This window comes from Streptomyces sp. NPDC001858, from assembly GCF_053594615.1.
The window spans coordinates 1-8,849 of sequence record NZ_JBSFEV010000088.1; the positions used below are offsets into that span (position 1 = coordinate 1).

Here is an 8,849-nt window from a genome sequence, read left to right on the forward strand (position 1 = left end):
GCGGGGATGCCGGTGCCGCATGCGTTGGAGGTGAATGCGGTGGTGCGTGAGGGTGTGGGGGGTGGGTGTCTGCAGGTGTCGTGGTCGTGGGCGTCGGGGGTGTTGGACGGGGGTGAGGTGGAGGTGTTGTCGGGTCTGTTTGTGGAGGCGTTGGGGGCGTTGTCCCGGCATGCGGCTGGTGGGGGTGCGGGTGGTCTGACGCCGTCCGATCTGCCGTTGGTGTCCCTGTCCCAGGCGGAGATCGATGGGTTGGAGGCGGTCGGGGAGGTGGCGGATGTGCTTCCGCTGGCTCCCTTGCAGGAGGGCCTGTTGTTCCATGCGTTGTATGACGAGCAGACGCTGGACGTCTACACGACGCAGATGTCGTCGTTGGTGCAGGGGCGGCTGGATGTCGGTGCGTTGAAGGCTGCGGCCGGTGTGGTGCTGGAGCGGCATGCGAATCTGCGGGCCGGGTTTGTGCATGAGGGGTTGCGTCAGCCGGTGCAGGTGATCCCGCGTGGGGTCGAACTGCCGTGGCAGGACGTTGATTTCAGTGGGCTGGCGGCTGTGGAGCAGGATGCGGCGGTGCGGGCGTGGCTGGAGGAAGACCAGGCACGTCGGTTCGACCTCGCCTCGCCGCCGTTGCTGCGGTTCACGCTGATCCGCCTTGGCCATCAGCGCTACCGGTTGGTGTTCACCAGTCATCATCTGCTGCTGGACGGCTGGTCTCTGCCGGTACTCATGCGGGAGTTGTTCACTGCGTACTCGGAGGGTGGTGCTGGTAGTGGTTTGGGGCCGGTGACGCCGTATCGGGAGTTCTTGGCGTGGGTGGCTGGGCAGGACAGGGCGGCGGGTCTGGGCGCGTGGGGTGCTGCCCTGGCAGGGGTGGAGGAGGCGACGCGGCTGGCTCCGGTGGTGGCGGGGCGTGCTGCGGTGGCTCCTGAGCGGGTGTCGGTGCGGGTGTCGGCTGAGCTGACGGGTGCGTTGTCGGCGGCGGCGCGTGGGTGTGGGGTGACGTTGAATACGGTCGTCCAATTGGCGTGGGGGGTGTTGCTGGGGCGGATGACGGGTCGTGACGATGTGGTGTTCGGGGCGACGGTGTCGGGTCGGCCGGCGCAGATCCCGGGTGTCGAGTCGATGGTCGGGTTGTTCATCAACACGGTTCCGGTGCGGGTGCGTCTGATGCCGGGTGAGTCGTTGCGTGGGGCGTTGTCGCGGCTTCAGGAGCAGCAGAGCCGGCTGCTGGCGCATCAGCATCTCAAGCTCACCGACATCCACGCTCTGACCCCGGCGGGCGAGCTCTTCGACACCGTCGTCGTCTTCGAGAACTATCCCGTCGAGGAGAAGGCGTTCGACCAGGCAACCTCCACCCTCGACCTCACCCACACCGAAACACACGACGCCAGCCACTATCCGCTGAACTTGCGGGTCCTGCCCGGAAGCAGCCTCGAGATCCGTATGGAATACGGCCCCGACCTCTTCGACCGTAGCGAGGTCGATGAACTCGGCGACCGACTGATCCGGGTACTGGAAACCATTGCTGGAGCTCCCGACACACCTACGGGCCGGATCGACATCCTCGATGAGGCCGAGCAGCACCGAGTCCTTACCGAGCTGAACGGGCCCGAAAGGGTCGAGGAGTTCCGCGATGTCGTGGACCGGATCAGGTCCGTTGCCCGCATCCAGCCCGACGCCGTCGCGATCGTCGATGACGAGGGAGCCGTAACGTACGAGACTCTGATGTCTCGGGCCAGTGCTCTGTCCAGGCGGCTTGGGCGACGTGGCACGGGAGCCGGCGCCCTGGTCGGGATCATCTCCGATCCCGGAGCGCGGTTCGTGTGGTCGGTACTGGGTGTCTTCGGAAGCAGGGCCGGATACATCCCGCTGGACCCCGAGGCCCCCTCGGCGCGAAGTGCGACCTTCCTGACCGACAGCAATGCGAGCTGCTTGCTGGTCGAGAAGAAGCATCTCGACCGTGCTCATGCCATCGCTGCCGAGTCGGACGGTGCCGTCGAGGTCTTGGTCATTGATGAGGACCAGGACAGTGGGGAGTGGTATCCCAACGGAGCAAAGAGCTACGACATCGCTTACTCCATCTTCACCTCCGGATCCACCGGGCGGCCCAAGGGCGCCATGGTCCACCGAGCCGGCATGGAGAACCATCTGCTGGCGAAGATCGAGGACTTGGAACTCACCGCCACGGACCACGTGATGCAGAACGCGCCGTTGACCTTCAACATCTCGGTCTGGCAGATGTTCGCCGCGTTGATGCTCGGTGGGAAGATAAGCATCGTCGATCGTGCGGTCGCCGCTGATCCGCGGGCACTCTTCGGGCGCGTCGCTGACCAGGGGATATCCGTACTCGAGGTCGTTCCTTCCCTTCTGAGGGCGGCCCTCGACATGTGGGACGCTGCCGACGAAACACTCGAACTGCCCAAGCTGCGCTGGCTTGTGGTGACAGGCGAGCCACTTCCCGGCAACCTCTGCGAGCGCTGGTTCGCCCGATACCCGAACGTTCCCCTCGTCAATGCGTACGGCTCGACTGAGTGCTCGGACGACGTCTCGCACGCCGTCATCACGAGTGAGGGCTATGGGCGGGAGAAGAAGGTCACCATCGGACGCCCGATCCGCAACATGCGCCTGTACGTACTCAACGAAGGTCTCCAGCTGGTTCCCACCGGCATGCCTGGCGATCTGTATGTCAGTGGCGTAGGTGTCGGCCAGGGCTACGTCGGTGACTCGGCCCGCACCTCAGCCGCATTCGTCGCCGACCCGTTCTCCGACGAGCCCGGTGCACGGATGTACCGCATGGGCGACTACGTGAGGTGCCTCCCGGACGGCCGACTCGAGTTCGTGGAGCGGCGAGACCACCAGGTCAAGATTCGCGGCCAGCGTCTCGAACTCGGGGAGATCGAGGCGGTGTTGGCCGAGCATGCCTTGCTGAGCCAGAGCGCCGTGGTGGTGCGCGAGGACGAGTCGGGCGACAAGCGGCTCGTGGCGTACGTAGTGCCTGGCGCCGGCGTGTCCGCCCATGTTCTTGATGCCCGCGCGATACGTGGTCATGTGGCGGAGCGGTTGCCGGACTACATGGTTCCGTCGGCGTTCGTGGTCCTGGACGGGCTGCCGCTGACGCCGAACGGGAAGCTGGACCGGCGGGCCCTGCCTGCCCCGGACTTCACCCCGCACACGGTCGGTCGAACGCCGAGGTCGCCGCGGGAGGAGATCCTGTGCGGCCTGTTCGCGGAGGTGCTGGGTGTCAGCACCGTCTCGATCGACGACAGCTTCTTCGACCTCGGTGGTCACTCGCTCCTTGCCACGCGACTGGTGAGCCGTATCCGGTCCGTGCTGGGTGTGGAGGTGAGTATCCGCGCGTTGTTCGAGGCGCCGACCGTCGCCGGGTTGTTCGATCGGCTCGGTGTGGGTGGTCGGGTGCGGGAGCAGTTGGGGGTGTGGGAGCGTCCGGAGGAGTTGCCGTTGTCGTTCGCGCAGCGCCGACTGTGGTTCCTGGGCCAGTTGGAGGGCCCGTCCGCGACCTACAACATCCCGCTGATTCTGCGGTTGTCGGGTGGGTTGGACGTGGGGGCGTTGCGGGCGGCGTTGGGTGATGTGGCGGGTCGGCATGAGAGTCTGCGGACGGTGTTTCCGCAGGTGGATGGTGAGCCGCGGCAGGTGGTCGTTGAGGGCCGGGCGGGTGTGCCGTCGTTGCTGGTGGAATCGGTGACTGCCGAGCGCGCTGCTGAGGTGGTGGCTGCTGTCGCCGGCACAGGGTTTGATCTGGAGCGGGATCTGCCGTGGCGGGTGCGGTTGCTGGAGGTGGAGGGCTCCGGCGAGTGGGTGCTGGTGATGGTGGTGCATCACATCGCGGCCGATGGCTGGTCGATGGCTCCGTTGGCTCGCGATCTGTCCGTTGCGTATGCGGCGCGGTCTGAGGGGCGTGTGCCTGCCTGGTTGCCGTTGCCGGTGCAGTATGCGGATTACACGTTGTGGCAGCGTGCGGTGTTGGGCAGTGAGGATGATCCGGACAGTGTGATCTCCGGTCAAGTGGCCTATTGGCGGGAGGTGTTGGAGGGTCTGCCGGAGCAGTTGGAGTTGCCGGTGGACTTCGCGCGTCCGGCGGTGGCGTCGCATGTGGGTGGTTCGGTGGCGCTGCGTGTGCCGGCTGAGGTGCATGCGCGGTTGGTTGAGGTCTCGCGTGGGTGCGGCGTGAGTGTGTTCATGGCGGTGCAGGCTGCGCTGGCGGTGTTGCTGTCGAAGATGGGCGCGGGTGAGGACATCCCGCTGGGTACTGCGGTGGCGGGCCGCACCGATGATGCGCTGGACGAGCTCGTCGGGTTCTTCGTGAATACGCTGGTGCTGCGTACGGATGTGTCGGGTGACCCGAGTTTCCGGCAGATCCTGGAGCGGGTGCGGGAGGCGGATCTGGCGGCGTTCGCGCATCAGGACGTCCCCTTTGAACAGCTGGTGGAGGTGCTCAATCCGGCGCGGTCGATGGCCCGGCATCCGCTGTTCCAGGTGATGCTGGCCTTCCAGAACAATGTCCGCCCGGACCTCGATCTGCCCGGCATCCACGCGGAAGCAGAGCCCGTGAGTGGCGTGGTGGCGAAGTTCGATCTGTCCTTCAGCCTGGGCGAGACCTATGTCGATGGCGTGGCTGCCGGACTGGACGGTCGGGTGGATTACCGGACCGACCTGTTTGCCGAGGAGACGGTTCGAGGTCTGGCGGACCGGCTGGTGCGGGTACTGGAAGCAGTGGTGGCCGGCCCTGATGAGCCGGTGCGGGAGATCGACATCCTGGGTGCTGATGAGCGTCGGCGGATGCTGGTGGAGTGGAACGACACCGCCCGTGACGTGCCGGAAGCGACGGTCCCGGAGTTGTTCGAGGCGCAGGTGGCGCGGACCCCCGAGGCTGTGGCCGTGGTGAGCGGTGATGTGGAGTTGTCGTATGGCGAGTTGAATGCGCGGGCGAATCGGTTGGCCCGGTATCTGGTGGGTCGGGGTGCGGGTCCGGAGCGGTTGGTGGCGGTGGCGTTGCCGCGGTCGGTGGATCTCGTGGTGGCGTTGCTGGCCGTGCTGAAGTCGGGCGCGGGGTATGTGCCGGTGGATCCTGAGTATCCGGTGGACCGCATCGCGTACATGCTTGAGGATGCGGATCCGGTCCTGGTGGTCACGGACTCTGTGACGGTGTCGGCGTTGCCTGCGGCGGCGGGCTGTGTGGTGCTGGACGAGTCGGCCGTTGCGGCGGCGGTGGCTGCGGAGGCGCCTGGCGATCTGGTGGACGCCGATCGGTCGGGGCGGCTGGTCGGGGGGCTTCCGGCGTATGTGATCTACACCTCCGGGTCGACGGGGCGGCCCAAGGGCGTGGTGGTCTCGCATGTGGGTGTGGGGAGTTTGTCGGGGACGCAGGTTGAGGGCCTTGGCGTGGGGGCTGGGTCCAGGGTCCTTCTGTTTGCTTCGGTGAGTTTTGATACGTCGGTCTGGGAATTGTGGATGGGGCTGTTGTCGGGGGCGGCGTTGGTAGTGGCGTCGTTGGACGAGCGGGTCCCTGGTCCGGCGCTTTCGGAGTGTGTGGCGCGGTATGAGGTGACGCATCTGACGTTGCCGCCGGCGGCATTGGAGGTGATGGAAGAGGGTTCTCTTCCGGAGGATCTGACGTTGGTGTTGGCGGGAGATGCGTCTTCTGCGGGGCTGATTGATCGGTGGGTTAGGGGGCGTCGGGTTTTCAACTCGTACGGTCCGACGGAGAACACAGTTGATATCACGTTGTGGGAGTGCCGGGCGGGCGATGTGTCGGTGCCTGTGGGGCGGCCGGTGTGGAACACGCGTGTGTATGTGATGGATGCGGGCTTGTCTCCGGTGCCGGTCGGAGTTGCGGGTGAGTTGTACGTGGCGGGTGCTGGTGTTGCCCGCGGCTATCTGGGGCGTACGGGGCTGACTGCGGAACGGTTTGTCGCGGATCCGTTCGGTCCGTCGGGGTCGCGGATGTACCGGACCGGCGACCTCGCGAAGTGGAACGCCGATGGTGTTCTGGAGTTTATGGGGCGCGCGGATGCCCAGGTGAAGGTGCGGGGCTTCCGTATCGAGCCGGGTGAGATCGAGGCCGTGCTGGCCGGGCACGAGGACGTGGCCCAGGCCGTGGTGATCGTGCGTGAGGACCAGCCCGGCGACAAACGCCTGGTGGCCTATGTGGTGCCGGCGGCGGGAGCAGGCGCGGAGGGCATCCCCGCAACCGTGGTGGCTGCTGCACTGCGTGGTCATGTGAGCCGCAGCCTGCCGGATTACATGGTTCCATCCGCGTTCGTAGTGCTGGACACGTTGCCTCTCAACCCGAACGGAAAACTCGACCGGCGTGCATTGCCGAGGCCGGAGTTCCTTTCGTCTGGGTCAGGAAGGGCGCCGAGTACTCCGCAGGAGGAGATTCTCTGCGGTTTGTTCGCGGAAGTCCTCGGCGTCGAATCTGTTTCGATCGACGATAGCTTCTTCGACCTGGGGGGCCACTCCTTGCTTGCGATACGGCTGGTGCGTCGAATCCAGGCGGCGCTGAGCGTGGAAGTGACCATTCGATCCCTCTTCGAGGCACCCACGGTCGATCTGCTGGTGAATGATCTAGCGTCAGCGAGTATTGCCAAGCCGCGTCCGAAATTGCGACGTGTGCCCAGGTCTGAGGAAGACATCATGTGACGCCGCTTTTTGGTTAGTGCGTGGCGAACGTCGTGGAGCTTGCGAGAAGATCCACCACTATCCGCTGACGTTTTTTCGTAAGGCCGACCACCCGCGCCGGTCGTGATTGCCCCTGGTTCCGAGGGAATAAGCGAAAGGTAAAACCCTGTGATTCCGGTGTCGTTTGCGCAGCGTCGGTTGTGGTTCCTGGGGCAGTTGGAGGGACTGTCCGCGACCTACAACATCCCGCTGGTTCTGCGGTTGTCGGGTGGGTTGGACGTGGGGGCGTTGCGGGCGGCGTTGGGTGATGTGGCGGGCCGGCATGAAAGTCTGCGGACGGTGTTTCCGCAGGTGGATGGTGAGCCGCGGCAGGTGGTCGTTGAGGGCCGGGCGGGTGTGCCGTCGTTGCTGGTGGAGTCGGTGGCGGTGGAGCGGGTTGCCGGGGTGGTGGCGGGTGTTGCTGGTGCGGGGTTTGACCTGGAGCGGGATCTGCCGTGGCGGGTGCGGTTGCTGGAGGTGGAGGGCTCGGGCTCCGGTGAGTGGGTGTTGGTGATGGTGGTGCATCACATTGCGGCGGATGGCTGGTCGATGGCTCCGCTGGCGAGGGATCTGTCTCAGGCGTATGCGGCGCGGTGTGGGGGGCGGGCTCCGGGGTGGCAGGAGCTGCCGGTGCAGTATGCGGATTACACGTTGTGGCAGCGTGAGGTGTTGGGCAGTGAGGATGATCCGGAGAGTGTGATCTCCGGTCAGGTGGCGTACTGGCGGAAGGCGTTGGAGGGGCTGCCGGAGCAGTTGGAGTTGCCGGTGGACTTTCCGCGTCCGGCGGTGGCGTCGCATGTGGGTGGTTCGGTAGCGCTTCATGTGCCGGCTGAGGTGTATGGGCGGCTGGTGGGGTTGTCCCGGTCGTCCGGGGCGAGTGTGTTCATGGCGGTGCAGGCTGCGCTGGCGGTGTTGCTGTCGAAGATGGGCGCGGGCGAGGACATCCCGATCGGCACTCCGGTGGCCGGCCGCACCGACGATGCCCTCGACGATCTGGTCGGGTTCTTCGTGAACACGCTGGTGCTGCGCACGGATGTGTCGGGTGACCCGAGTTTCCGGCAGATCCTGGAGCGGGTGCGGGAGGCGGATCTGGCCGCGTTCGCCAACGAGGATGTGCCGTTCGAGCATCTGGTGGAGGTGCTCAATCCGGCCCGGTCGATGGCCCGGCATCCGCTGTTCCAGGTCATGCTCACGTTCCAGAACGTTGCCGAGCCAGAGCTCGTGTTGCCTGGCCTGGAGGTGCGGCTGGAACCGACCCGGGGGACGATCGCCAAGTTCGATCTGTCGTTCACCTTGGGCGAGACCCATGTCGATGGCGTGTCTGCCGGACTGGACGGTCGGGTGGACTACCGCACCGACCTGTTCGGTGAGGAGACGGTTCGGGGTCTGGCGGACCGGTTGGTGCGGGTGCTGGAAGCGGTGACTGCCCGTCCCGATGAGCCGGTGCGTCAGATTGATGTGCTGGGTGCTGATGAGCGTCGGCGGATGCTGGTGGAGTGGAACGACACTGCCCGTGAGGTGCCGGGGGTGACGGTCCCGGAGTTGTTCGAGGCGCAGGTGGCGCGGACTCCCGCGGCCACCGCCGTGGTGAGCAACGGTGTGGAGCTGACGTATGGCGAGTTGAACGCGCGGGCGAATCGGCTGGCCCGGTATCTGGTGGGTCGGGGTGCGGGTCCGGAGCGGTTGGTGGCGGTGGCGTTGCCGCGGTCGGTGGAGCTCGTCGTGGCGTTGCTGGCCGTGTTGAAGTCGGGCGCGGGGTATGTGCCGGTGGATCCGGAGTATCCGGTGGACCGGATCGCCTACATGCTCGGGGACGCGGATCCGGTCTTGGTGGTCACGGACTCTGTGACGGTGTCGGCGTTGCCTGCGGCGGCGGGTTGTGTGGTGCTGGACGAGTCGGCTGTTGCGGTGGCGGTGGCAGGTCAGGCGGCCGGTGATCTGGTGGATGCTGATCGGCTGGGTGGGCTGGTGTTGGAGCATCCGGCGTATGTGATTTATACGTCGGGGTCGACGGGGTGGCCGAAGGGTGTGGTGGTGGGGCATGCGGCGCTGGTGAATTATGTGGCGCGTTGTCCGGTGGCGTATCCGGATCTTGCGGGTACGACGGTGCTGCATGCTTCGGTGTCGTTCGATGCCGGTGTGACGGTGTTGTACGGGGCGTTGGTCGCGGGTGG

The 8,849-nt window shown here is 66.0% G+C and carries 2 protein-coding genes; both read left to right on the top strand.

Features of this window, described 5'->3' with window-relative positions:
* Window positions 1–117: 117 nt before the first annotated feature.
* On the top strand, window positions 118–6,657 hold the full coding sequence (locus ACWCPF_RS45055) for an amino acid adenylation domain-containing protein (protein ID WP_451050967.1): 6,540 nt from the start codon (window positions 118–120) through the stop codon (window positions 6,655–6,657).
* Between the two features lie 147 nt (window positions 6,658–6,804).
* Window positions 6,805–8,849: condensation domain-containing protein (locus ACWCPF_RS45060; RefSeq protein ID WP_451050968.1), on the top strand; the 2,045-nt coding region annotated here is incomplete at its 3' end.